The 23,958-nt window shown below is 70.1% G+C and carries 22 protein-coding genes; 8 read left to right on the top strand and 14 right to left on the bottom strand.

Going from position 1 to position 23,958, the window contains the following annotated elements:
- Positions 1-241: 241 nt before the first annotated feature.
- Together ACWDNU_RS20695 and ACWDNU_RS20690 are read right to left on the bottom strand one after the other, a co-directional pair.
- On the bottom strand, positions 242-730 hold the full coding sequence (locus tag ACWDNU_RS20695; RefSeq protein WP_067595152.1) for a polyadenylate-specific 3'-exoribonuclease AS: 489 nt from the start codon (positions 728-730) through the stop codon (positions 242-244).
- Positions 731-750: 20 nt separating this feature from the next.
- Complete coding sequence (locus ACWDNU_RS20690) at positions 751-1,512, bottom strand: lysophospholipid acyltransferase family protein (protein ID WP_354745442.1); 762 nt, start codon at positions 1,510-1,512, stop codon at positions 751-753.
- A gap of 218 nt (positions 1,513-1,730) precedes the next feature.
- On the opposite strand from ACWDNU_RS20690, the gene ACWDNU_RS20685 reads away from it, so the two are divergent.
- From ACWDNU_RS20685 to ACWDNU_RS20670, 4 genes are read left to right on the top strand one after another with little or no spacing between them, the layout of a single operon-like run.
- Positions 1,731-2,498, top strand: a complete 768-nt coding sequence (locus tag ACWDNU_RS20685) for an alpha/beta hydrolase (protein ID WP_449670082.1) — start codon at positions 1,731-1,733, stop codon at positions 2,496-2,498.
- Positions 2,495-3,043, top strand: coding sequence for a hypothetical protein (locus ACWDNU_RS20680; RefSeq protein WP_370939017.1), 549 nt, complete (start codon positions 2,495-2,497; stop codon positions 3,041-3,043). Before ACWDNU_RS20685 ends, ACWDNU_RS20680 begins: the two co-directional genes overlap by 4 nt.
- A 10-nt stretch (positions 3,044-3,053) precedes the next feature.
- Positions 3,054-4,193: a glutamate--cysteine ligase gene (locus ACWDNU_RS20675; protein ID WP_370939019.1), complete on the top strand. Its 1,140-nt coding sequence runs from the start codon at positions 3,054-3,056 to the stop codon at positions 4,191-4,193.
- 18 nt (positions 4,194-4,211) lie between these two features.
- The gene (locus tag ACWDNU_RS20670; RefSeq protein WP_449670081.1) at positions 4,212-4,667 is read left to right on the top strand and encodes a YdeI/OmpD-associated family protein; all 456 of its coding nucleotides are present in this window, start codon (positions 4,212-4,214) and stop codon (positions 4,665-4,667) included.
- On the opposite strand, the gene ACWDNU_RS20665 is transcribed toward ACWDNU_RS20670, so the two are convergent.
- A complete protein-coding gene (locus ACWDNU_RS20665) occupies positions 4,664-5,230 on the bottom strand; it encodes a TetR/AcrR family transcriptional regulator (RefSeq protein WP_370939021.1) in 567 nt (188 codons plus the stop codon). The genes ACWDNU_RS20670 and ACWDNU_RS20665 overlap by 4 nt on opposite strands.
- Positions 5,231-5,337: 107 nt before the next feature.
- Between ACWDNU_RS20665 and ACWDNU_RS20660 the strand changes: the two genes are divergently transcribed.
- The gene (locus ACWDNU_RS20660; protein ID WP_449670080.1) at positions 5,338-6,126 is read left to right on the top strand and encodes an SDR family oxidoreductase; all 789 of its coding nucleotides are present in this window, start codon (positions 5,338-5,340) and stop codon (positions 6,124-6,126) included.
- 356 nt (positions 6,127-6,482) lie between these two features.
- Here the strand turns inward: ACWDNU_RS20660 and ACWDNU_RS20655 are convergent, their stop codons facing one another.
- The 7 genes from ACWDNU_RS20655 to ACWDNU_RS20625 form a co-directional block, all read right to left on the bottom strand.
- Positions 6,483-7,352: an NUDIX domain-containing protein gene (locus ACWDNU_RS20655; protein ID WP_449670079.1), complete on the bottom strand. Its 870-nt coding sequence runs from the start codon at positions 7,350-7,352 to the stop codon at positions 6,483-6,485.
- A 486-nt stretch (positions 7,353-7,838) separates the two neighbouring features.
- On the bottom strand, positions 7,839-8,765 hold the full coding sequence (locus ACWDNU_RS20650; protein ID WP_354745587.1) for an ROK family protein: 927 nt from the start codon (positions 8,763-8,765) through the stop codon (positions 7,839-7,841).
- 15 nt (positions 8,766-8,780) lie between these two features.
- Positions 8,781-9,245 carry a hypothetical protein gene (locus ACWDNU_RS20645; protein ID WP_449670078.1) on the bottom strand — a complete coding sequence of 155 codons (465 nt, stop codon included), beginning with the start codon at positions 9,243-9,245 and terminating at the stop codon, positions 8,781-8,783.
- Entirely contained in the window at positions 9,242-10,399 is a 1,158-nt protein-coding gene (locus ACWDNU_RS20640; protein ID WP_449670077.1) for an ArsA family ATPase, read from the bottom strand. Before ACWDNU_RS20640 ends, ACWDNU_RS20645 begins: the two co-directional genes overlap by 4 nt.
- Positions 10,400-10,837 (bottom strand): SRPBCC family protein, encoded by a 438-nt coding sequence (locus tag ACWDNU_RS20635; protein WP_037809841.1) that lies wholly within the window; start codon positions 10,835-10,837, stop codon positions 10,400-10,402.
- Between the two features lie 27 nt (positions 10,838-10,864).
- Positions 10,865-11,659, bottom strand: coding sequence for a metallophosphoesterase family protein (locus tag ACWDNU_RS20630; protein ID WP_354745462.1), 795 nt, complete (start codon positions 11,657-11,659; stop codon positions 10,865-10,867).
- Positions 11,660-11,668: 9 nt separating this feature from the next.
- The gene (locus ACWDNU_RS20625; RefSeq protein WP_370939027.1) at positions 11,669-12,079 is read right to left on the bottom strand and encodes a polyketide cyclase / dehydrase and lipid transport; all 411 of its coding nucleotides are present in this window, start codon (positions 12,077-12,079) and stop codon (positions 11,669-11,671) included.
- A 112-nt stretch (positions 12,080-12,191) separates the two neighbouring features.
- Here ACWDNU_RS20625 and ACWDNU_RS20620 point away from each other — a divergent pair, with 112 nt between their 5' ends.
- The gene (locus ACWDNU_RS20620; RefSeq protein ID WP_449670076.1) at positions 12,192-13,988 is read left to right on the top strand and encodes an AMP-dependent synthetase/ligase; all 1,797 of its coding nucleotides are present in this window, start codon (positions 12,192-12,194) and stop codon (positions 13,986-13,988) included.
- A 55-nt stretch (positions 13,989-14,043) separates the two neighbouring features.
- Here ACWDNU_RS20620 and ACWDNU_RS20615 read toward each other — a convergent pair whose 3' ends face one another.
- The 4 genes from ACWDNU_RS20615 to ACWDNU_RS20600 all read right to left on the bottom strand — a co-directional run bounded on the left by ACWDNU_RS20615 (position 14,044) and on the right by ACWDNU_RS20600 (position 22,194).
- Entirely contained in the window at positions 14,044-19,203 is a 5,160-nt protein-coding gene (locus tag ACWDNU_RS20615) for an RHS repeat-associated core domain-containing protein (RefSeq protein ID WP_449670075.1), read from the bottom strand.
- Between the two features lie 105 nt (positions 19,204-19,308).
- Complete coding sequence (locus ACWDNU_RS20610; RefSeq protein WP_449670074.1) at positions 19,309-19,767, bottom strand: YbjQ family protein; 459 nt, start codon at positions 19,765-19,767, stop codon at positions 19,309-19,311.
- Between the two features lie 27 nt (positions 19,768-19,794).
- Complete coding sequence (locus ACWDNU_RS20605; RefSeq protein ID WP_449670073.1) at positions 19,795-20,889, bottom strand: FAD-dependent monooxygenase; 1,095 nt, start codon at positions 20,887-20,889, stop codon at positions 19,795-19,797.
- Between the two features lie 66 nt (positions 20,890-20,955).
- Positions 20,956-22,194, bottom strand: coding sequence for an aminotransferase class I/II-fold pyridoxal phosphate-dependent enzyme (locus tag ACWDNU_RS20600; protein WP_449670072.1), 1,239 nt, complete (start codon positions 22,192-22,194; stop codon positions 20,956-20,958).
- Between the two features lie 71 nt (positions 22,195-22,265).
- Here ACWDNU_RS20600 and ACWDNU_RS20595 point away from each other — a divergent pair, with 71 nt between their 5' ends.
- A complete protein-coding gene (locus ACWDNU_RS20595; protein WP_449670071.1) occupies positions 22,266-22,748 on the top strand; it encodes a hypothetical protein in 483 nt (160 codons plus the stop codon).
- Between the two features lie 44 nt (positions 22,749-22,792).
- Positions 22,793-23,938: an SGNH/GDSL hydrolase family protein gene (locus tag ACWDNU_RS20590; RefSeq protein WP_449670070.1), complete on the top strand. Its 1,146-nt coding sequence runs from the start codon at positions 22,793-22,795 to the stop codon at positions 23,936-23,938.
- Positions 23,939-23,958 lie beyond the last annotated feature (20 nt).

The following is a 23,958-nucleotide window of genomic DNA, read 5'->3' as shown; positions in this document are numbered from 1 at the left end:
ACGCCGTCGGCGCGGATTGGGTGCATCTGACGCACCGAACGCCACATTGGGTGCATCGCACGCACCCAATGCCACATTGGGGCGCTAGCCCCACCCACCGACCGCCGCCGACACACCCAACGATCGAGGCACCCAGCCCCTCCCCCGCACCCCGATATGAAGCGTCCCTGCACAATCAAGCTTCGGGGTGCCCCACGCACGCCAGGGCGCAATGTCGCCGCCAGGCGACGAGCCGAAAGACTCACCGCCGACGAAACGCCTCCTCAATAACCCCCCACCGCTGCAAGTTATGCCGAGCATCAGCCAACGCGTCATGCTGATCCCCAGGCGCAGCAGGCAACTTAGGCTTCCCCGCATCCTCCCACCGCTGCCGCAAATCCCGGGTGAACCGAGGCAACTGCCGAGGCAACGCAGGCATCGGCCCCCACAACTGCGCCAACGCCACATGGTCATAAGCGGCGAACCAAGCCCAAAGCTCGATCCCCCCAGGCGGCTTCCCGAAGAACTCCAGCAGATCCGCCCGAATCCGCTCGCGACTCCGCCAAGCCGGATCCGCCGGCGAGGGCAGCTTGGGCAGCACATTCTCCCGCACCCAAGCCCCGGCCCTGCCAGGGTCGAAATCAGTGGACACGGCATAGAACTCGCGTCCGCGCTCGTCAACGACACCGATCGACACCAGGTCAATCGTCACGCCGTCCTCAATAAACTCGGTGTCGTAGAAAAAACGCACCGGGGAACTCTAGTGGGGCGCTACCCGGCCTTCGTCTCCGGCACCCGATCGGCGTCAAGACCACTCGGCTGAGGCGGCACCGCGGGCTTGACACCGGCGGCCTCGGCCGCCAGCAGTTCCTTGGCCTTCGCCGCGTAAATGTCCACGTACTCCTGGCCGGACAGCTCCATCAGCGCGTACATGATCTCGTCGGTGATCGACCGTTCGATGAACCGGTCGCCCGACAGCCCCTCGTAGCGGGAGAAGTCGAGCGGCTTGCCGAAGCGGATCTCGAGCCGCCGCGGCCACCACATCTTGGAGCCGATCGGGTTGACCTTGTCCGTGCCGACCATCGCCACCGGGACCACCACGCCGCGCGATTCGAGCGCGATCCGGGCGACGCCGGTCTTGCCCTTGTACAGCCGGCCGTCCGGGGAGCGGGTGCCCTCGGGGTAGATGCCGAGCAGGTGCCCGTCCTTGACCAGCCGGATCGCGGTGTCGAGCGCGGCCTGCGCGGCGTTGCCGCCGGAGCGGTCGATGGGGAACTGGCCGACGCCGGTGAAGAACCACTTCTTGAGCAGGCCCTTGAACCCGGGCTCGGTGAAGTACTCCGACTTCGCCGGGAAGGTGACCTTGCGCTTGACCCGCAGCGGCATGAAGAACGAATCCGCGACCGCGAGGTGGTTCCCGGCGAGGATGGCGCCACCCGTCTCGGGGATGTTTTCGGCGCCGACGACCTTGGTGGGCCACAGCGTCTTCAGCAGCGGCCCGATGAAAACCCACTTCATCAGCAAGTACAGCACCGGGTTCCAGTCCTTTCCTGCCCGCGCGGGCCCCGGCAGGTCAGGGTACGGAACAAGCACCGGCCCGCACAACGCGCCAGCGGGCGGTCACCCGGGGGCAGCGACCGATCTCACAGCGGGACCGGAAGGATCCTCGCTTCCGGAGTGGGCCCCACAACCCGGCTTCGGCGTGAGAGCATGGGAAGACTCCACCGCTTCGATTCGGAAGGGCGTTCGTGATGGGCGTGCTCGCCGGCGCGGAACCGTTCTCCCACCCGGGTACCTCCGGGGCCGGCTTCCTGCTCTGCCACGGATTCACCGCGACGCCCGACGGCATGCGCGCCTGGGGCGAGCACTTGGCCGCCGAGGGCTTCGCGGTGCGCTGCCCGCTGCTGCCCGGCCACGGCACGCACTGGCGCGACCTCAACCGGACAACCTGGCAGGACTGGTACGCCACCGTCCGCGAGGCGCTGCTGGCGCTGCGCGCGGAATGCGACCAGGTGTTCGTCGGCGGGATGTCGATGGGCGGGACGCTCGCCCTTCGCCTCGCCGAGGAATTCGGCGCGGACATCTCCGGCATCGTGCTGGTCAACCCGTCGGTCACGCGGCTGAGCCTGGACGCCAAGGTGCTGCCGCTGCTGTCGCGGGTGGTCCCGTCGATCCGCGCGATCGGCAACGACATCGCGAAGCCCGGCGAGGTCGAGCTGGCCTACCCGCGCACGCCGGTGCGGGCCGCGGCGAGCCTCGCCCGGCTGTGGAAGATCGTGCGCGCCGACCTGGCGAAGGTGACGCAGCCGGTGCTGCTGCTGCACTCGCGGGTCGACCACGTCGTCGAACCCGAGAACTCGCAGATCGTTCTGGACGGCATCTCGAGCACGGACGTGACCGAGGTGGTGCTGGAGAACAGCTTCCACGTCGCGACGCAGGACCACGACGCGGAACTGATCTTCAGCCGCAGTGTCGACTTCGCCCGGCAACCGCGGGCGGGACAGGTGGGTGCCGGATGAACCGGGGGAAAGGCGCGGACGGACCCGAGGACGTCGACGCCACGTTCGCCGAGATCGTGGCCGACCTGCGGGCCGAGGGCGTGGGCGTGTTCCTGGACGAGGACCCGTTCTCCAGCGCCGGCCCCGCGTCCGCCGAACCCGAGGCGTCCGCCGGAGCCGAACCCGAAACGGGCAAGGCCAAGCCGAAGCCCACCGCGGACCCGCCCGCTCCGCCCGCGCCCGCGTCGTCGTCGGACGGCTGGCGCACCGGCGGCAGCGACTGGGACACCACCATGTTCTCCGGCGACCCGGCCGAGGACGACGAGCACTACGTGCCGCCGGAGCCGCCGCCGCTGCCGCGCTGGCGCAAGGGCGCGTTCATCGTGCTGCTGTTCTTCGTCGTCGGGCTCCTGCTGCTGATCGTGCCGAACCTGATCGGGGTCGGGCCCGCGCTCGCCACGCCGCTCGGCATCCTCTCGCTCGCCACCGGCATCGCGCTGCTCCTGCTGCGCGTGCGCCAGGGCCCGCCGCCCGGCGCGGACCCCAGCAACGGCGCCCAGGTCTGACCGGACGGGCATGCGGATCGACTTCCAGGCGTCGCGGCGTTCCACGGTCGGCGCGGAATGGGAACTCGCGCTGGTGGACCGGCGCAGCGGCGAACTGCGGTCGGTCGCGGAGGAACTGCTCGCCGCGGTCTGCCCGGAGGGGGAGGCCGAGCATCCCCGGATCAAACAGGAGCTGCTGCTCAACACGATCGAGGTGGTCAGCGGCGTCTGCCGCACGGTCGGCGAGGTGAAAAAGGACCTCGACGAGGCGCTGGACGAGGTGCACCGGGTCGCCGACCCGCTGGGCGTCGAGCTGTTCTCCGCCGGATCGCACCCGTTTTCCTCGTGGTACCGGCAGAAGGTGACCGACAAGGAGCGCTACGCCAAGCTCATCGACCGCACCCAGTGGTGGGGCAGGCAGATGCTGATCTACGGCGTGCACGTCCACGTCGGGCTCGACCACCGGGACAAGGTGCTGCCGGTGCTCGACGGGCTCCTGCGCTACGCGCCGCACCTGCAGGCGCTGTCCGCGTCGTCGCCGTACTGGTCCGGAGAGGACACCGGGTACGCCTCGAACCGGGCGCTGATGTTCCAGCAGCTGCCGACCGCCGGGCTGCCGTTCCAGTTCCGCGAATGGGCGGAGCTGGAGGGCTACGTCGAGGACATGTTCACCACCGGCGTGATCGACCACTTTTCCGAGATCCGCTGGGACATCCGCCCGGCCCCGCACTTCGGCACCATCGAGATGCGCGTGTGCGACGGACTGCCGACGCTGCAGGAGGTCGGCGCGATTTCGGCGCTCACCCAGTGCCTGGTGGACGACTTCAGCGCCCGCCTCGACAAGGGCGAAACGCTGCCGGTGCTGCCGCCGTGGCACGTGCAGGAGAACAAGTGGCGCGCCGCGCGCTACGGCCTCGACGCGATCGTCATCCTCGACGCCGCCGGCCGCGAACGCCTCGTCACCGAAGATCTCGCCGAGCTGCTGGACCGGCTGGAACCGGTCGCGCGGCGGCTGGACTGCGTCCGCGAGCTGCGCGATGTCGAGAACATTCTCCGGGTGGGCGCGAGCTATCAGCGGCAGCGGGCGGTCGCGAAGCAGTACAACGGATCTTTGAAGGCCGTGGTCGCCGCGCTGGTCACCGAGATGCGCGACGGCGTTCCGCACGCTTAGCTGGTCTGGGAGGCAGCGATGTCGCATACGTTCAGCACGCTCGTCGAGCTCAACGGCAAGACCGCCACCGGTTTCCGCGTCCCGGCCGAGGTCGTCGAGGCGCTCGGCCAGGGACGGCGGCCGAAGGTGCGGGTGAGGATCGGCCCGCACGCCTACCGCAGCACGGTCGCGGTCTACTCCGGCGAGTTCATGCTGCCGCTCAGCGCGGCGAACCGGGAGGCGGCGGGGGTCGCGGCCGGGGAGACGGTCGAGGTCACGCTCGAAGCCGATCTCGCCGAGCGGACGGTCGAGATGCCGGACGATCTCGCTGCCGCACTGGCTGACCGGAAGGGCGCGCGGGCCGCGTTCGACAAGCTTTCCTTTACCGCCCAACGGGAACGCGCCGAAGCTGTTACTTCCGCCAAGCGCGCGGAGACCCGGGAGCGGCGGATCGCGAAGATCGTCGCGGAGCTTGCCGGGGACGGGCTTCCCTAGCCCACCGTTACCCCTGGCTTGCCGAAGCCGCCGAGCACGGTGTCGACGACGCGGGTCGCCAGCGTGTCCGGATCGGCGGAGTCTTGGTCCTGCGCTGCTTCGTGGATGAGCGCGCAGTACACGCGGCGTGCCCAGACCAGGTCGACGCCGGGCCGCAGTGTGCCGGTTTCCTCCAGGCGCTGGAAGAAGACGTCGCACTGGGCGACGACGTCCGGGGTCAGGACGCCTTCTTCCTGCGGGTGCGCGTTCATCGCGAACCCCCACCGGAGCTTGACGCTCAGCACCTTCGCGGTCACCTGGTAAAGCGCGACCAGCGGCGGCGTGACGTCCGGCCGGACGCTGGCGAGCGCGTCGTGGAACTGCTGCGTCGCCCAGAGAGTCATCGCGTCCACCAGCGCGTCGCGGCTGGCGAACCGGCGGTGCACCGTCGTCCGCGAGACGCCCGCCGCCTCCGCGATCTGCTCCATCGTCGCCGCCGGGTTGTCGCTGAGCACCCGTTCGGCGGCCTCCAGGATCGCCTGGGCCGTCCGTTCCGAGTCCGCGCGCAGGGCCCGTTTCTCCATGCTCACCAGTTTACGCCATGGTTGCCACTCTCATCATAGTTGCGACACTTGTGTTGCAACTGCTAGCTTAGATGCATCGGACCTGACACGCCTTTGGGGGCTTTCGAATGGACATGCAGTTGACCGGCAAGACCGCAGTGGTCACCGGAGCGAGCCGAGGAATCGGCCTGGCCACGGTTTCCGCGCTGATCGGCGAAGGAATGCGAGTGGTGGCCGCGGCCCGGACGATCACGCCGGAACTGAAGGAAACCGGCGCGGTGCCGATGTCCGTGGACCTGTCCACTCCAGACGGCCCCGGACGGCTGATCGACCAGGCCGTGGCTGAGCTAGGCGGATTGGACGTCCTGGTGAACAACGTCGGCGGCGGCGACAGCAGCGAGGGCCAAGCTGGCGGTTTCTTGTCTCTCACCGATCAACAGTGGACAGACATGGTGGAGCTGAATTTCCTTGCCGCGGTACGGGCTTCTCGCGCTGCCCTGCCGCACCTGATCGAACGGCGGGGCGCGATCGTCACGGTGTCCTCGAACGGTGCGCGGATCCCGCATTCGGGCCCGATCGCTTACACCACCGCGAAAGCCGCGCTGACGGCGTTCGGGAAGGCACTGTCGGAGGAGTTCGGACCACAGGGCGTACGGGTAAATACGGTCTCCCCCGGGCCGGTTCGTACCGCACTGTGGGAAGGCCCAGACAGCTACGGCGCCGAGCTGGCTTCGTCGATGGGGCTGTCGCATGGGGATTTGCTGGCCGCGGTTCCGGCCGGTGCAGGGATGCTGACGGGCCGGTTTGTCGAACCGGAGGAGGTGGCCACGCTGATCACGTATCTCGCATCGCCGCTGGCCGCGAGCATCACCGGGACGGACCATCTTGTCGATGCGGGGGCGGTGAAGACTGTGTGACGGCTGATCGCCTAGGCCGGTTGCTCCACGCCGACCTGGGCTGGGTGAGGCGGGCGTGGGCTCGGCTCGGTGAGGCACCGCACGCTCCGCGGGCAAGAGGTGAAGCGGCAAGATCGCGCGGCTTGCCTGGTCGGTCTAACTCCGGCAGCGAGGTTTTGTCCCGCGCACCCGCGCACCCGCGCACCCGCGCACCCGCGCACCCGCGCACCGAGGCCGCCTACCCCACCGCGCAACTCGCGGTCACCGCCGCCCACGAAATTCTCGCCCGGTAGCGGCGAAACCGCGACTGCCCAACCCCAGTAAGGAGATTCCCGGCCACCTACACCCCGACGGCGCGCCAAGACCGTGACGAGCGCCTAGCTGCTGAGCTCCCGCAACAAGGTTCCCGGCCCGAGCACCCGCGCGCCGAGATCGCCGACCCGGCCGCGCAGTTCGCGGTCGGCCGTCACGACCACGACGTGATCCTCCAGACGTTGCCGGGCGGCGGCAGTCACCTCGACGATCTTCGAATCGCCGTCGGTGTCCGCCGAGACGACCTCGACGCCCGGGATCGGCTCCACTCCCCTGGCCTTGCCCTCGACCACCAGCACCACCCGGGGCCACCAGGACCACGCCGGGCCCGCGCCGATGCCGGCCACGTCGTCGCGCAGTCCGCGTTCGGCCGGGCCGGTCAGCTGGTCGCGGAGCCGTTCCGCGGCGCCGCGGCGGTCGCGCCACCAGCCGTCCGGACGGGAGCCCATCACGTTCGCCGCGTCGACCACCAGGACCAGTTCCCGGCCCAGTTGCTCGCGCAGCACCGGCCAGGCGGCGGCGAAATCACGGTGAAGGTCGAGCGCGGCCACCTCGTCCGGCGGGACCCAGCGCATCTCGGCGCTTTCCTCGTTCGCGACCTGCGCTTGCAACGCACTGTCGGCCAGCCCGAGCACGGTCGTGTACTGCCACTCGCCGTGGTCCAGCACCGACGCCGACATCGCGCGAAACGCCGACGCCGGAATGGCGGCTTCTTCCCACGCTTCCCGAGCAGCGGCCTCGTGCACGGTCTCGCCGACTTCGAGCGCACCGCCGGGCAAGGCCCACGTGCCGCCGTTGTGCACCCACCACGCACGACGCTGCAGCAACACGCCCCGCCGGGGATCGCACAACAACAACCCGGCCGCGCCGAACGCGCCCCAGTGCTGCCTGCCGCAAGAACACCGCACAAAGCGGTTGGCGGTCATCGGCGTCACCCGGCCCAGCCTTCCACAGAACCGCGCGAGTGCCTATGCCGGTCAAAACCCGAAGATCGCTCCGGCGACAGCGGCAGGTTACGAACCTCGTGCGCGGCGAATCCAGGGCGAACCGGAATCAGCAGCCACCACACGCCCAACGCGAACGCCCGGCGGGATCGCGCACCGCCGGTGCGACGCTCCCCGCCAACGGGAACCAGCAAACCCGGCGACACAGCCATCACCAACGCCGCCCACCTGCTACCACTCCGGCAAGAACAGCAGCCCACCAACCGGCCCAGCGAAAACCGGAATCAACAGCCACAACGCGGCCACCGCCAACGCCCAGCCACAACCGCCCGACGGGAGTCGCGCACCGCCGGTGCGACGCCCCCTGCCAACGGGAACCAGCAAACCCGGCAACACAGCCATCACCAACGCCGCCCACCACTCCGGCAAGAACAGCAGCCCAGCGAGAGCAAGAACCGGAATCAGCGCCAGCAAGCCCTACAACGTGTCCATCGCCAACGCAGCCGCCCCCACGATCGCCGTGTCGTCCCCCAGGTGCGCAGTCCGGATCCGAGCCAGCGGGCGGTGCCGCGCACCCGTAATCGCCCCGGAGTAATGCTCCCGGGCCTCGTCCAGAAACAACGGCGCGGACTCCGAAACCCCGCCCCCGATGACGATGATCTCCGGGTCGAAGACGTCCGCCACCAAAGCGAGTCCCTCGCCTAGCCACTTGGCCAGCTCCGCCATGGCGCGCAAGGCGATCGGGTCGCCGTCGCGGGCCGCGCGGGCTACTCGGCGGCCGGTGACTGAGCCGGGGTCTCCGGCAATTTCTCGGGACAGCACGGTGGAACGGCCGGGATACCGGGCGAGCAGTTCCACGGCGGTCGCGGCCAGCGCGGTTCCGCTGCAGTAGCGCTCCCAGCAGCCGTACTTTCCGCACGGGCAGGCGCGGCCGTCGCGCACCACGGTGAGGTGGCCGAGTTCAGGGGCCACTCCGTGTGCGCCGCGGTAGATCTCGCCGTCCAGCAGCAAGCCCGCGCCGATTCCGGTGCCCAGGGCGACCAAAGCCGCAACCCCGGCCCCGCGGGCGGCGCCGAAGCGGTGTTCGGCGACTACCGCGGAGTTGACGTCATGCTCCAGGGTCACCGACAGGCCGACGCGTTTCGCGATCCGGTCCGCCACCGGGGCGTTGCGCCAGGCCAGGTGCGGCGCGAACATCACCGAGCGCCGGTCGCGGGTCACGAAACCGGCGACCGCCAGGCCGACCGCGGCGACGTCGTGGCGGTTGCGCAGGCTTTCGACGACCCCGGCGATGGCGTCTTCGAGCGCGTTCTCCTCGCTCGGCGTCCCGACGCGCGCCGTGTCGAGAAGCGAGCCGCGCTCGTCCACGACGCCGGCTCGCACGCTGGTGCCGCCGACGTCCACCCCTACGGTCAGCAATCAGTTCTCCCGATCCGGCTGCCAGTCCGCGCGCTTGCGGACGACGATGTGCTGGACCCGCGACGACGATTCCGAAGACGACGCTGCCGCGGTCGCGGGCGGATGCGCGGCGGGCCGGAACCCGGGCATGTGCACGCCCTCGTCCGGCTCCCAGCGGTCCGCGAGCACCGCCCGCAGCAGCGCGACGAGCTGAGCGGCCTGTTCGAGGACCCTGGCCACGAACTCCGGCCGCTCGCCGCGCACGACGGCGACGATCGCACACAGCGGGCACCATCCGCATCCCGAAGTGCTGTCCTCCACACCGGTGCCACCCTCGGCGCCGGGTTCCTCCGGGGCGCCGTGCCCGGCGGCCATCACACCTTCGAGCCACGGCGCGGCGCGTTCGATCACCATCTCGACCAGCAGCCGGATCTCCCCGGCCAGCTTCAGGCCGTCCGCGTAAGACCCCTCGTGTTCTTCGCTCACCCGGATCCCCGGTTCCCGGCCAGGCTGACCACCAGGCCGTCGGCGTCGGATTCCGCGCCGGTGATCCGGCACGGGCGCAGCGTCTCGGGCAGGGCGACCAGCCGGCGGAACCCGTCCACGGTGATCGCCAGGTCGTCGTCCACGCGGGCGAGGTCGACTGCCGAATCCCGGTCCAGCGGGAGCGCGACCCGCAGCCGGAAGCCGTCTCCATCAGCAGCGACCGACAGCAGCGGCGTGACCGGTTTTCCGTTGCCGGACAACGGATCCCGGCTGCCGTACAGCTCGCGGGCCAGCTCGGCGAGCGCCTCCGCGCCCACCGGTTCGCTCGCCCGGTGTTCGACGCGGGCCAGCTCGCCGGGACCGAAACCGGCCTCCGCGAGTTCCGCCAAAACCGCGTCCTGCTGATCCCGCCGGGTGCGCAGCCATTTCGCCGCCGAACCGCGCCAGAAACCGGGCGCGGGCATCAGCCGGTTGGCGATCAGGCCGTCGACCGCGATGCCGCGCAGCGCCAGCGACGTGAGCGTCCGCCGTGCCTCGGCGACCACCACTCGTTCCGGCGTGAGCACCAGCCGCACGGTCGTCACGCGTGGGTCGGTGAGCAGTTCGCGCAGCGCGTCCAGATGTGCGCCGAGCTGCCGGACCGACGCCGCGACGCGCCGGTTGCCGAAAACCCGGCCCAGGTAACCCGACACGGCTTCCGGCAGCGAAAGCAAGCGCAGCGTCTCAGCGGTCGGACCACAGTCGACCACCACGGTGTCCCACGGACCCTGCGACGCCAGCCGCCGCACCTCGCTCAGCGCGAGCAGCTCGTCGACGCCGGGCAGCACGGTCAGCTCTTCCGCGTCCAGGATGTCCAGACCGGCTCCGGCCAGCACTTTCCGCAGTTCGCCGCGCAGCTCGTGCCACGTGCGATCGGCCAACGCCCGCGAGTCCACCTGCGCCGCCCACAGACCGGCTGGCGTGCCGTCCCGGCGGATGTCCACTTCGGAGGGTTCGGCGGCAAGCGGCGTGCCGAACGCGTCGCCGAGCGAATGCGCCGGATCGGTGGACACGACGAGCGTCTTCCTGCCGCGGCCGGCGAGCGCGGCAGCGGTAGCCGCGGCGAGCGTCGTTTTCCCGACACCCCCCTTGCCGGTGAACAGCAGGATGCGCATTTAGCCCTCGGCCCTGCGCTTGAGCTCCTTGAGCGCGGTGTCCATGACCATCTTCTCCGCCTTACGCCGCAGCAGCCCGATCATCGGGAGCGCCAGCTCAACGGACAGCGTGTAGGTGACGCGGGTGCGCCCGCCGCCGAGCGGTTCGAGCGCGTACCGGCCGTTCTGCGCCTTCTGCATCTGGCCCTTGACCAGGTGCCAGCTGACGCCGAGACCGGAATCGTCCCAGTCGTACTCGAGCGTGTACACGTCCTTGATCGGCCCGGCATCGAGGGTGAGCTTCACCTGTTTCGCGCGGCCCGCGTCGTCGGTCGCGAGCACCTCGGTCTCGCGGACCGCCTTGGCCCACTCCGGGTACGCGGGGAAATCGGAGATCACCGACATCACCCGCGCGGGCTCGGCGTCGACCTCGATGGACTGCGTGGACTGCTCGGCCATGGGACGAAGCGTAGCCGGACAGCACAGTCACCAGCGCAGCACGTACGGCTGCCCGGTCTCCTTGAAGTGACCTACGTTACGGCATTCGGTGTGCCCGACCCGGCGCCGCACGGCCAGCGGCTGGTGCACGTGCCCGAATACCGACCAGCGCGGACGCTGCCGCCGGATCAAGTCCAGCAGCGCCTTCGAACCGAGTTCGGCGCGTCGCGCGACCACGTCGTAGGTCAATTCGGGCACCGCGGGCGGGATGTGCGTGCACAGGACGTCGACCTGGTCCAGCAAGGAAACCGCCGCGTCGAACTCCTCGCGCGCCCGCAAGTACGGCCGCCACGCCGCGCCCTTGCGCGGACGCGGGAGCACGCCGTCCGGCAGGACAGCGCCGCCGGCGAAGCCGAACCGCAGGCCGCCGATGGTGACGACCTCGCCGTCGACCAGGTGCACGCCTTCGCCGGCGAACTCCGGCCAGGCTGACGGCGCGTCGACATTGCCGGGGATCGCGTACGTCGGCGCGGTCATCGAGGCGAACATCGTGGAGTACTGCTCCCGGACCGCTTCGTCGACTGCGGCGGCCGGGTCGTCCAAGGTGGCCCACAGCGTGCGCGAGTAGGCGACCGTCTCGTCCCTGGTGCCTTCGCGGCGCAGGCGGGCGAACTCGCCGACTTTCTCCGCGCCGAACAGCACGCCCATGATGCCTTTGTCGTGGTCGTGGTAGTCGACGAAGTCGAGCAGGTCGCCGAGCACGACCAGCGCGTCCGCCCCGTCCCCCGCCCGCTTCAGCGCGTCGGCGTTGCCGTGCACGTCCGAAACGACGTGAACCCGCACAAGAGCCTCCTACTCGACGGTCCGGGGCGGAACCCCCGGCTCGCGCCCGTCCTCGAGGATCTCCTTCAGGCTCAGCGCCACGTCCTTCGCCGCGCGCGCCCGCCGGTCGAACTCGCGGCGCAGTTCGCGCGGGCTGAGCTCGCGCGGGACGCCGCCGGGACCGGCCGGCGTGGCCCGGAGGAAGTAATGCAGCACGGTGCCGTCGAGAACAGGTTCCAGCCAGACCTCCATGGTACCGATCAAGGCGCCCGTGACGGTCCAGCGCAGGCCCTTGTCCCCCCGGTCGGTGTAGACCTGCAACTCCAGGTCGGGCCAGTACCGCCGCCACGAACGCGGGTCGGCGAAGGCCGCCGCGACGGTGGACGGGGGCACGACGATGAAGGTCTCGTCGACGAGATCGAGAGCTGGCGGTGCGTGCACCCGGACACGATGTCACGACCTCGCCGCGCGCCCCGTGCCAGCATGGTCTTAAGGTCTACGGCACGCTAAGTTGACTGGCGGGTAACCGCACGCGTCGAACACGGAGGTCCGAGTGCGCGAATACAGCGCCCCCGCCGGGAAGCCGGTGACCGACGACGAGAATCTGGCCGATGTCGTCTGGGCGAACGCGGAGCGGTTCTCCGACGTGGTCAGCTTCCGGCGGCAGGTCGAGGGCACCTGGCTCGACGTGACCGCGAAGGATTTCGCCGACCAGGTCGCGGCCGTGGCCAAGGGCCTGATCGCGGCGGGCGTCGGGCACGGCGACCGCGTCGCGCTGATGTCGAAGACCCGCTACGAGTGGACGCTGGTCGACTTCGCGATCTGGGCCGCGGGCGCGGTCACGGTCCCGATCTACGAGACCTCGTCGCCCGAACAGGTGTACTGGATCCTGTCCGACTCGGCCGCCAAGGCCGTCGTCGTGGAGACCGGCGCGCACCGGAAGGCGATCGACGAGATCAGCGGGCGGCTCAGCACGCTCGAGCACACCTGGCAGATCGAGGGCGACTCCCCTGCGGTCGACGAGCTGACCGCGCTGGGCGCCGAGGTCTCCGACGAGGACCTGCACACCCGCCGCCGCAGCGTCACCGCGAACGAGACGGCCACGATCGTCTACACCTCGGGCACCACCGGGCGGCCCAAGGGCGTCGAGCTGACCCACCGGAACCTGCTGGCCGAGATCCGCGCGGACATCGAGGCGTTCCCGGAGCTGATGGAGCAGGGCAACTCGCTGCTGTGCTTCCTGCCGCTCGCGCACATCCTCGCCCGCGCGATCGCCATCACCGCGCTCACCGCCCGGGTCACGCTCGGCCACACGCCGGACGTGAAGAACCTGGTCCCGGACCTCGGCACCTTCCGGCCGACGTTCGTGGTCGCCGTGCCGCGCGTATTCGAGAAGGTCTACAACACCGCCAAGCAGAAGGCGCACGCCGACGGCAAGGGCAAGATCTTCGACGCCGCCGAGGCCACTGCGGTCGCGTACAGCGAGGCGCAGGAAAAGGGCGGCGCCGGGCTCGGCCTGCGCGCGAAGCACCTGGTGTTCGACAAGCTGGTGTACGGCAAGCTCCGCGCCGCGCTGGGCGGCCGCTGCATCGCCGCGGTGTCCGGCGGGGCCCCGCTGGGCGCGCGGCTGGCGCACTTCTTCCGCGGCATCGGCGTGCCGGTGTTCGAGGGCTACGGCCTCACCGAGACGTCCGCCGCGGCGAACGTGAACACCAGCGCGGCGTTCCGCGTCGGCACCGTCGGGCGCCCGGTCGCGGGCACCTCGGTGCGCATCGCGGAGGACGGCGAGGTCCTGCTGAAGGGCGACGTCGTGTTCGGCCGGTACTACAACAACCCGGAGGCGAGCGCGGAAGCCCTCACCGACGGCTGGTTCCACACCGGCGACCTCGGCGAACTGGACGCGGAAGGCTTCCTCAAGATCACCGGCCGCAAGAAGGAGATCATCGTGACGGCGGGCGGCAAGAACGTCGCCCCGTCCGGTCTCGAGGACACCATCAAGGCCGCGCCGCTGGTGAGCCAGGTGATGGTGGTCGGCGATCAGCGGCCGTTCATCGCCGCGCTGGTGACTGTCGACGAGGAGTACTTCCCGGCGTGGAAGTCCCAGCACGGCAAGCCCGCCGAGGCGACGGTGTCCGAGCTGGCCGAGGACGCGGACCTGCGCGCGGAAATCCAGGCGGCGGTCGACGAGGCGAACAAACAGGTCTCGCACGCGGAGTCGATCAAGAAGTTCACCGTGCTGGCCAACGACTTCACCGAGGCTGGTGGCGAGATCACGCCCAGTTTGAAGTTGAAGCGGAATGTCGTGAACAAGAATTACGCGTCCGACATCGAGGCGCTGTACCGGAAGTAGCCCGGAAGAAAAACGGGCCCGCACCGGGTTTCCGGTGCGGGCCCGTTTTCTTCTGTCACATCGCGACCGGCTCCTGGAGCTTGTCCTTGAAGAAGTACTCGGACGCGAGGTTCTTGCGGATCTGGTCCGCGTTCCCCGCGTATCTCGAATCGTTCTTCAGCACGTCGTCGATCCTGTCCAGCATGGCCTTGTTGTTTTCCCGGACCTCTTTGTTCGGCATCCGGTCGACGTCGGCGGCCATTTCGTCCCAGGTCTTGTTCCGGTTCCCGACCGGCACGTCCTCCAGTTTGTAGTCGGCGCGCAGGCCCGGGTTGACCTTGTTCTCGTTCCGGAGCACGTTGTCGTACTCCAGCAGGGAACCGTTGGTGTTGTTCTTGGTGAAGTTGCCGTCCTGCTTCTGGAAGGCATGGCCCAGTTCGTGCGCGATTTCGTTGTCGCTCTTGCGGGGATCCATGTTGATCACTTCCTCCCGCGGGTTGAACCCGGCACCGCCGTCCCGGTCGAGAAGGTGGTTGGCCCGCGCGTTCTGACCGGATGGCTTCGGGGTGCCGTCCGGATTGAAGTAGTCCTTCCGGTCGTACCCGAGCATTTCGGCGAGCGACTTGTCGTTGTATTTCGGGTCGATGTTGTGCTTGAGGTAGTCGGGCAGTTCCGACACCTTCGTGGTCGCCGCGTATTTGGGGTCGTCGGGGATGCGCAGCACGCCCGGCTCGTTCTTCAGCACGCGCGGGGGATCTTCGGCCTTGAACTTCTTCAAGGTCTCGTCGATCTTGGCGTCGACCCGCTCCTTTTCGGCCTTGGCCTCCTCCCCCTCTTTGATCTTGTACGGAGGGGCTTTTTCCTTCTCGGCGACCTCTGTCTTGTTCAGCCCTTCCTTCTTCTTCGCGAGTTGCTCTTCCAGCGACAAGCCGGGCTTCTTCGCGGGCGGCGGACCGCCCGGGACCTTTCCGGGCGGCGGAGGAGCGGCCGGAGGCCCGCCGGGGACCTTGCCTGGCGGGGGCGGCGGAGGCGGCGCAGGGGGTCCGCCGGGAGCTTTGCCCGGCGGCGGCGGAGGCGGGGGTGGCGGCGGAGGAGCCGACGACGCCGTGGTCGTCTCCGGAGTCGGTTCCCGGGGCGGAGGCGTCGGCTCGCGCGGCGGCGGGGTGGGCTCGCGCGGCGGCGCGGACGACGGATTGGTGTCCTGCACGTGTCCGGCGTTGTTGCCGCCGCCCGGGGTTTCGTTCGGGCGCGCGTCGTCGTTCGGGCCGGATTTCTGCCTGCCCAGGCAGTTGCCAAGGCCCAGCGGGTCGGCGTCGGCGAGCGGGTTGGGCACGTAGGCGGCCGGATTCGGGGCCGGGGCGAGGCCGAGCGGGTCCTGGCTCAGGTAGCGGCCGGTGCCGGGGTCGTAGTAGCGGAAAACGTTGTAGTGCAAGCCGGTCTCGTCGTCCGCGTACTGGCCGGGGAACCGCAGCGGCGTGGCGCCCGGGCGAGTGCGGCCCCACAGCGAACCGGACGCGCGCCAGGCGACGGTGCCGTAGGCGTCCACCAGACCCACCGGCGTGCCGACCGGGTCGGTGACGAACGAGAAGAACCGGGCGCTGCGGCCCAGCAACTCGGTCTGCGTCACCGGGCGCACGGTGCCGGGCAGGTGGTCCCACGTCAGCGTGAGCGGGCCGGACCCGGCCAGCCGGTGTTCCTGTTCGACCAGGAGCTGGCCGCTCCACGAGAACAGCGTCTCCTCGGCCGGGGTTTCCGCGCCGGGCAGCCAGCGTTGTTTGGCGATGCGACGGCCCAGCGGGTCGTAGCGGTAGCGCCATTCCACGCCGTCCGGGGTTTCCACGGCCAGCAACCGATCCTGCGCGTCCCAGCGGTAGGTCCAGGTGCGCGAGTTCTCGTGGCGGGCGACGAGGCGCCCCTGTCCATCGTGGACATACCGCACCGAGCCGGCCGCGGCGAGCCGGTTTCCGGTGTAGCCGCGCGAACCGGAATCCGCTTCGGCGAACGGGAGTTGCGCATGCCGGATGTTGCCGGACGGGTCGTAGTGGTAGGTCTCCTGGCCGTCCCGCCGGGACACTGCGGTGACGCGGCCGACGGCGTCGAGCTGGTATCGCGTGGAGCCGGACAGGGTGTCGTCCACGCCGATCAGGTGGCCGTCCGGGCGGTAGTGGTACTCGCGCCGCTGCCGGATCTGGCTGCCCGCGGCCAAAGTTTGCGCGACCAGCTGGTGCTCGGCGTCGAAAGCCTGTGCCAGCACGGTGTTGCCGCCCAGGACGCGTTCGACCTCGTGGCCCGCTTCGTCGTGGCGGAAAAGCACTTCGTGCCCGGCGGTCGACAGCGCGACTGCCTTCCCAGCGTCGTCGAAGCTCCACTCGCTGACCGAGCCGGACGGGGTGGTGCGGCGCATTCCCGAAGGATCGTGGACGTACGAGACCGCGCGGCCGTCGACCGATTCCCGGACTACGCGGCCGTCTTCGTCGCGCTCGATCTCCAGCACGCAGGAACCCTCGGTGGCGCGCGCGAGGAAGCCGACGGGGTCGTACTCGTAGCTGATGGTCCCGCTGTCCGTGCGACGCTCGATCACGTTGCCGAGCGCGTCGTAGCGGTATTCAGTGGCCGCGCCCAGCCCGTCGACCGACCGCACGAGCTGGCCCGCCGCGTCGTAGGCGAACTGCCGCTCGCGGCCGTCGAAGTCGCTTTCCGCGATGAGCCTGTTGTCGGCGTCGTAGGTGTAGTTCCAGGTCAGGCCCGCCGGATCGGTGATCCGGACGAGCCGCAGTTCGGTGTCGTACTCGTACGAAGTGCGGGCGCCGGTGGCGTCGATCTTCGCGACCGGCAGGTCGAACGGGCCGTATTCGAACCGGGCGTCCGTGCGTTCCACGAGGTTTCCCTCGGCGTCGTAACGCCATTCCTCGTGCCGCCCGGACGGGCCGGTCCGGCTGGCCTGGCTTCCGTCGACCGTCCAGCCGAACCGGGTGCCGTCGGCCACCACGCGCGGGCGGCCGAACTGGTCGCGCTCCACCGGGTCGGGCTCGCCGCGCGGCGGCTCTCCCCCCGTCAGCTGGCGGTCCTGGGCGAACTCGGTCGCGGCGATCCCGGCCTGCGCGGTGAACAGATCCGGCGCGGTGCCCGGCGGATAGGCGCGCCGCCAGGTGCGTTCGGCGGTCTCGACGGTGACGGTCAGCGTGCCGTCCGGCGCGGAGCTGACCTGCGCGCGGCTGCCGTCCGGACGGACGACCGCGGTCAGCAAGCCCTCGGCGGTGTACTCGAACCCGGTGGTGCGGCCGAGCGGATCGGTGCGCGACAGCAGCCGGTCGTAACGGTCCCATGTGGACACTGTGGCCGCGCCGAGCGGGCTGACTTCCTTGGTCGGCTGCGAGGTTTCGTTGAAGTGGAACTCCGTGACGTGACCCAAAGCGTTGGTGTAGCGGGTGATCCGCTGCTCGCGGTCGTAGGCGAACTCGCCGTCGTACACGCCCCGGTCGCCGACTGTGCGGACGCAGCGGCCGTCGGCGTCGTAGATGTAGCGGTACCAGATGCCGTTGCGATCCTGCCAGCCGGTGATCCGGCCGTCGGCGTCGTAGTCGTATTGCGTTGCCAGGCCGGAGGAATTGAAGACCCGGACCAGCCTTCCCCGTTCGTCGTAGCCGAAAGTGCGGACCAGCACCGGTTCCTTGCCCTCGCCGAGCACCCGGATCGCGGTGACGCGGCCTGCCTCGGCGTCGAGTGCCACGCGGTAGCCCGCGGAGTGGCGGATCAGCCGGGGAGCGCCGCTTTCGTCGTACTCGACGTCCATCCGGTCGCCCGCGGCGTCGGTCGCGGCCAGCAGCGGGAAGACGCCGTCGCGACCGGGGCCGAAGCGCAATTCCGTGCCGTTGACCGGATCCTCCAGCAGGTACCCGCCGTCGTCAGTCGCGGTCAGCGGGCGGCGCGGGCCTTCCAACGGCAGCCCTCCGGTCCGTGGATACACCAGGATCCGGCCGTCCGCCGCGTAGAACCGGACGGCTTCGGAGTCGGCTTCGAGCCGCTGGTCCACCGTCGACGTCCAGCTCGGACCGAACCAGCGGCCGGACCGGTAGGACGAGACGTGCAGCCGGTCGAGCACGAGCGGGCTCGGCAGTTCGAGGTCGACGTCCGCGATCAGGACGGAGCCGCGCACGACGTCGACCGGGTCCCCGGCGGTCTTGCACTCGTCCTTGCCGCCCCGGGTGTCGCCCGCTTTCGGGTCGTCCTTCGGCGGGGTCTTAACGGTCTCGCCCGGGTTGCCGCTCCGGTCCGACGGCGGCGGCTCCTCGGAGTGGTTGCCCTGCGGTTTCGTTTCGTCCTTCGGCGGCTGGGAATGGTCGCCCTGCGGTTTGGTCTCGTCCTTCGGCGGACCGGAATGATCTCCGGAGGCGGTGGTCGAGTCCCCGCCGTGCTCCGGCTTGGGCTCTGACTTCGGCTTAGTCTCGATGTTCTTCGGCGCGCCCGACGGCTTGGGCTTGCCGCCCTTGATGCCCTTCAACGCCTTCGCGGCGTCCTCGAACAGGACGCCCGCCTTCTTCAGCAACGGCATCAGCGCCTTGAGCGCGGCGACCAGCTGCTTGGTGATCTTGGCCAGCTGCGCGGCGGTCTTGGCGACAGCGCCGACCACCTGCGGCAGCACCCACGCCATCCCGATCCCGGCGGTGAACAGCACCTGCAACGCCCAGCTGATCAGGTGTCCGACGAGCTGCGCGATGATGTCGCGCACCAGCATCCGCACGGCCGCGACGACCTCACCCGCGGTCTTCACCCCGGACGCCGCGCCCTCGGTGCCCTTCTGCGCGGCACCGAGCAGGTTCGCCACGTCCTTGGTCCGCTCGCGGTAGGAGTCGGCCGCTTCGCCGGTCCAGCTCTGCAGGTCCTTCTCGACGCAGGCGGTCAGGTCCTTGCCGATGCTTTCGAGCTCTTTCGCGACGTTCTGCCACGTCTCGGCCTGCGCTTTGATCTCGTCGGCCTTGCCGGTCAGCGCCTCCAGCGCCTGCTTCAGCGGCCCGACGTGCTCGATCAGCCAGCCGACGCCCGCCGCGAGGATCGACCCGAACGGGTCCATCGCGGTCGACAGCACGTCCAGCGCGACCCCGACCGCCCCCATCGCGATCGACGCCCAGTCGCCGGATTCGATGCCGGACTTCACCGCCTCGCCCGATTCGAGCAGCGTGATGCCCGAATACGCCTTGGTCGAGTCCTTCGTCTCCGCGATCAACGGGTTGCTCACACCGAGAACGCTATCCGGGACGGCGAGGGCCTTTTCCGGCCTCGCACGCTAGTTGCCCGTGCATCCACGAAGAGCTGGACGCACGGGCAAGCCGGTCGTGGGGGCTCAGGCCTGCGGCGGCTGAGCCTGGTACTGCTGCTGCGGCGCCTGCGCGTACTGCTGCTGCGGGGCGGCCTGCTGCTGTTGCGGAGCCTGCTGCTGAGCGCCGTCCGGGACCACATACACCGCGGTGCCGTAGGCGGCGATTTCGCTGGCGGTGCCCGCGATCTCGTTGCAGTCGAAGCGCAGCGCGAGCACGGCGTTGGCCCCGTGCTGCATGGCTTCCTGGCACAGCCGGAAGAGGGCTTCGTGGCGCGAGTCCGACAGCAGCTTCGTGAGGCCCTTGAGCTCGCCGCCTCCCATCGCCTTGAACCCCGACCCGATGTTGGAGAACATGTTGCGGCTGCGGACGGTGAGCCCGAAGACCTCGCCGAACACGCGGACCACGCGGTACCCGGGCAGATCGTTCATCGTGGACAGCAGGATCGGGAACTGCGGCGTTTGCGCTGGTGCGGCTTGAGTCATGCGCGGATCGTATCGTCGGCGACGCGCTCACGCTGTGATTCGCGCACTCCAGTCCAGATGATGCCGATATGCCCACCCTCGTTCCGCCCCGACGTCGTTGCCCGCGCTGGCCGCCACGAGCTTTTCGACCCGGGCGCGGCGCAGCCGGTCGTAGGCCGCGAACGCCGCGGGCGCGTCCGGGAGATCGCGCAGGCATTGGCCGAGCACCACCGCGTCTTCCAGCGCCATCGACGCTCCCTGCCCGGCCGCGGGCGACGCCGCGTGGGCGGAATCACCGGCCAGCACCATCGACGACGTCGACCACACGCGGGTGGTCGGCAGGTCGTAGGAGTGACCGCCGTGCACGTCGTCGCCGGTCGCTGCCACGATCTCGGCGCACGGCAGCGGGTCGTCCGCGAAGGCAGCGTGGATGAACTCACGCCAGCCTTCCGGGGTGACGGCGGCGATCTCGGCGCGTGAACGTTCCTCGTCGGGGACGCGGGCGAACCAGAATGTCGCGCCGTCCGGAGCGGTGGTGTAGCCGAACGCGGCGCGGCTGCCGCGGAACATCCGGTAAACGCCGGGCGCGGGAGGAAGGCCTTCGGCGCGGGTGTAGCCGTAGACGACGGTCAGGCCGGTGAAGCGCGGCGGCTCGGCCTGGGGATCGATGAGGGTGCGGACCACGGAATGCAGGCCGTCCGCGCCGACGAGCACATCTCCGGACTCGGTGGTGCCGTCCTGGAAGGTCGCGGTGCCGCCCTCGGTGGCGGAGATCAGGCGCTTGCCGTGGACGATCTGGACGCCTCGGCGTTCCGCTTCCTGTTGCAGCGCACGGTAAAGCGCGGCGCGGGTGAGGGTGCGCGGGCCGTCGAGTTCGCGGTCGAACTCATGCGCGCCGAGCGTGGTTCCGTCCGGACCGACGAGCTCCATGCCGGTGGAGGCGAAGGACGCCTCGATCACCGGAGAGTCGGCGTCGATCGCGCGCAACGCGTTCATGCCGTTGTGCATCACTACGAGGAACGCACCCGCGTCCGCTCCCCCGCTGGGATGCGCCTCGAACACCACCGACTCGTGCCCGGCCAGCCGCAGCGCCATCGCCGTGACCGTGCCCGCGACTCCGCCGCCTGCGATCAAAACCCGCATCGCGCCCCCCTGGATACGACCGTGCCGCCGCCACCGTAGCGGGTGGCGGCGGCACGGAACCAGTGCTCAGGCGCGCTGCGCGACCGCGAGCCGCACGCAGACGGCGAGGGCGCGGACGGCCTCCTCCACCTCGGCCAGCTCGGGGAAGGTCGGCGCGATGCGGATGACCGCGTCGGCCGGGTCGTCGCCGTGCGGGTGGGTGGCCCCGGCCGGGGTCAGCGCGACGCCCGCCTCCTTGGCCAGCCGCACGACCTCCTTCGCGGTGCCCTCCGGGACGGTCAGCGAGATGAAGTACCCGCCGGTCGGCTTGGTCCAGGTCGCGAGGTCGCCCAGCTCCTCGCTGAGGATGCGCTCGACGGCGGCGAACTTGGGCGCGATCAGCTCGGCGTGCTTGCGCATGAGCGCGCGGACGCCGTCGGCGTCCTTGAGGAACAGCGCGTGGCGCAGCTGGTTGACCTTGTCCGGGCCGATGGTGCGCTTGCTGAGCACGCTCTGCCACCAGGCGAGGTTGGCCTCGGACGCGCCGAAGAACCCGACGCCGGCCCCGGCGAAGGTGATCTTCGAGGTGGAGCCGAACACGAACGCGCGGTCCGGGTTCCCGGCCTCGGCGCAGAGCGCGAGGATGTCGGCCAGCTCCGGCTCGTCGTCGGTGAGGTGGTGCACCGCGTAGGCGTTGTCCCAGATGATCCGGAAGTCCGGCGCGGCGGCCGGCATCGCGGCGAGCCGGCCCGCGGTCTCGGCGCTGAAGGTGACGCCGGTCGGGTTGGAGTACTTCGGCACGCACCAGATGCCCTTGACCGCGGCGTCGTCGGCGACGAGGCGCTCGACGGCGTCCATGTCCGGGCCGGTTTCGGTCATCGGCACCGGGATCAGCTCGATGCCGAACCGCTCGGCGAGCGCGAAGTGCCGGTCGTAGCCGGGCACCGGGCACAGCATCGCGATGCGGGGCTCGTCGGCCCAGCGGCGCGTCGCGCCCGGCAGGGTGCTGAGCATCGCCTGGGCGATGGTGTCGTGCATCAGCTCCAGGCTGGAGTTGCCCGCCGCGAACAGCTGCTCGACCGGCACCTGCAGCGCGTCGGCGAAGATGCGGCGCAGCTCCGGCAGCCCCTTGAGCCCGCCGTAGTTGCGGGTGTCGGTGCCGTCCTCGGCCTTGTACTGGCCGTTCGGCAGCGTCAGGAGATCTGCGGAGAGGTCGAGCTGCCGGGGCGACGGCTTGCCGCGGGTGATGTCCAGGGACAGGCCGCGCTCGACCAGCGCAGCGTAGTCGCGACGGGCGGTGTCGACGTCGACAGGAGCTGTGGTCATACCACCACGCTAAACCGCTCGCACAAGCCAGTTTGGGTGACCCCCGGCTCTCGTGGGCTAGCGTGGGATCCGTGCGGTACCTGGTGCATGCCGAGCAACGGCAGTTCTCCTTGCGGGACAAGGACGCCTGGCGTCCCGGCGACGGCGGGTGGACCGAGGAGGCGGTGTCCGTGCACCGCGTCGCGGTAGAGCCCTCGTCGCTCTCCGTGGCGACCGCGCGCTCCGATTGGGTCGAGGTCGACGTGTCGGTCTCCGCGGCCGCACCGTCGGTGTTGCCGGACGCGTCCCACGTCGTGGAAGCCGACCTCGACGTCCCCGGCGGCGAGGCGACGCTGGCCGGCCCCGCCGGCTACGCGCGGCAGGAGCACCGGATCTCGGTCCCGCCCGGCCGGTACCGGGTCCGAGTGTCCTATGTGGAAAGCGGCCCGCCGGACGCCGAATGGCACGACCACGAGTTCGGCGAGCATTTCCGGTACGTGCTGGACCTGTGGCCGACCGCCGGAACCGCCCCGGTCGCGGTGCTGCGCCAGGGCGCCGAGGTCTGGGACGGCTGATATCCCGTTGGCGGCGCGCGGACGGGGACGGCAGACTCGGCGGCATGCAGTGGATCACCACCGAGATCGGCGAAGAGTTCGTGCGCGGTGCACTTGAGCTGGAACGCACGCCGCAGGGCTTGCTGCCGCACCGGCTGACCGCACGGGCGCGGGCGCAGAACACCGACAGCAGGCTCGCGCTGGCCGAGACCCAGCCGTCCGGCGTGCGCCTGGCGTTCCGCACCGAGTCGACCGCCATCGAACTGGACACCCACCGCACGAAGGTCGGCTACGCGGGCGTCCCGCCGCTGCCGGACGGCGGCTACGACCTGGTGCTGAACGGACGTTCGGCCGGTTCCGCCACGGTGTCGGGCGGCGACGAACTGATCCTCGACATGATGACCGGCTCCGGCGAAACCCGCCCCGGCCCGCCCGGCACGGTCCGGTTCTCCGATCTGCCCTCGGGTGTCAAGGAAGTCGAGATCTGGTTGCCGCACAACGAAACCACTCGCTTGGTCGCGTTGCGCACCACTGCCCCGATCTCGCCGCTGCCGCCCGCTGGACGCGTCTGGCTGCACCACGGCAGCTCGATCAGCCACGGCACCGGCGCGGCCGGGCCCTCCCAGACGTGGGCCGCGCTCGCCGCCGCGGCCGCCGGGGTGGACCTGATCAACCTGGGCTTCAGCGGGAGCGCGCTGCTGGACCCGTTCACCGCGCGAGCGATGCGGGACACGCCCGCCGATCTGATCAGCGTGAAGCTGGGAATCAACATCGTGAACGCCGACCTGATGCGATTGCGCGCTTTCGGCCCGGCTGTGCATGGTTTTCTGGACACGATCCGGGAGGGGCATCCGGACGTTCCGCTGGTGGTGATTTCGCCGTGGTTGTGCCCGATCCACGAGGACACGCCCGGGCCGGGTGCGCCGGACTTCAGTGCCGGGACGCTCCGATTCAAGGCGACGGGCGATCCTTCTGCGGTGGCGGAGGGGAAGCTGACACTGAAGGTGATCCGGAAGGAGCTGGCGCAGATCGTGACGGCTCGGGAGGATCCGGAGCTGTATTACGTGGACGGGCTTTCGCTGTACGGGGAAGGGGATTTCGCCGCCCGCCCCCTGCCGGACGCACTGCATCCGGACGCGGCGACACATCGGTTTGCCGGGGAACGGTTTGCCAAGCAGGTCTTCGGACCAGGCGGCCCCTTCGCGGGCTGAGGAGCGCTGCTAGTTTTCGA

The sequence above is a fragment of the Amycolatopsis sp. NPDC003676 genome, assembly GCF_053587275.1.
Note: the sequence above shows the minus strand (reverse complement) of the source record. Positions and strands in the feature narration are given on the sequence as shown.

Coding starts and splice junctions, on each gene's coding strand:
- ACWDNU_RS20685 (WP_449670082.1), top strand. CDS start 1,731: ATGGGCGTGCTCGCCGGCGCGGAACCGTTCTCCCACCCGGGTACCTCC.
- ACWDNU_RS20635 (WP_037809841.1), bottom strand. CDS start 10,837: ATGGCCGAGCAGTCCACGCAGTCCATCGAGGTCGACGCCGAGCCCGCG.
- ACWDNU_RS20600 (WP_449670072.1), bottom strand. CDS start 22,194: ATGACCACAGCTCCTGTCGACGTCGACACCGCCCGTCGCGACTACGCT.
- ACWDNU_RS20680 (WP_370939017.1), top strand. CDS start 2,495: ATGAACCGGGGGAAAGGCGCGGACGGACCCGAGGACGTCGACGCCACG.
- ACWDNU_RS20605 (WP_449670073.1), bottom strand. CDS start 20,889: ATGCGGGTTTTGATCGCAGGCGGCGGAGTCGCGGGCACGGTCACGGCG.
- ACWDNU_RS20670 (WP_449670081.1), top strand. CDS start 4,212: ATGTCGCATACGTTCAGCACGCTCGTCGAGCTCAACGGCAAGACCGCC.
- ACWDNU_RS20590 (WP_449670070.1), top strand. CDS start 22,793: ATGCAGTGGATCACCACCGAGATCGGCGAAGAGTTCGTGCGCGGTGCA.
- ACWDNU_RS20660 (WP_449670080.1), top strand. CDS start 5,338: ATGGACATGCAGTTGACCGGCAAGACCGCAGTGGTCACCGGAGCGAGC.
- ACWDNU_RS20640 (WP_449670077.1), bottom strand. CDS start 10,399: ATGCGCATCCTGCTGTTCACCGGCAAGGGGGGTGTCGGGAAAACGACG.
- ACWDNU_RS20675 (WP_370939019.1), top strand. CDS start 3,054: ATGCGGATCGACTTCCAGGCGTCGCGGCGTTCCACGGTCGGCGCGGAA.
- ACWDNU_RS20665 (WP_370939021.1), bottom strand. CDS start 5,230: ATGGAGAAACGGGCCCTGCGCGCGGACTCGGAACGGACGGCCCAGGCG.
- ACWDNU_RS20610 (WP_449670074.1), bottom strand. CDS start 19,767: ATGACTCAAGCCGCACCAGCGCAAACGCCGCAGTTCCCGATCCTGCTG.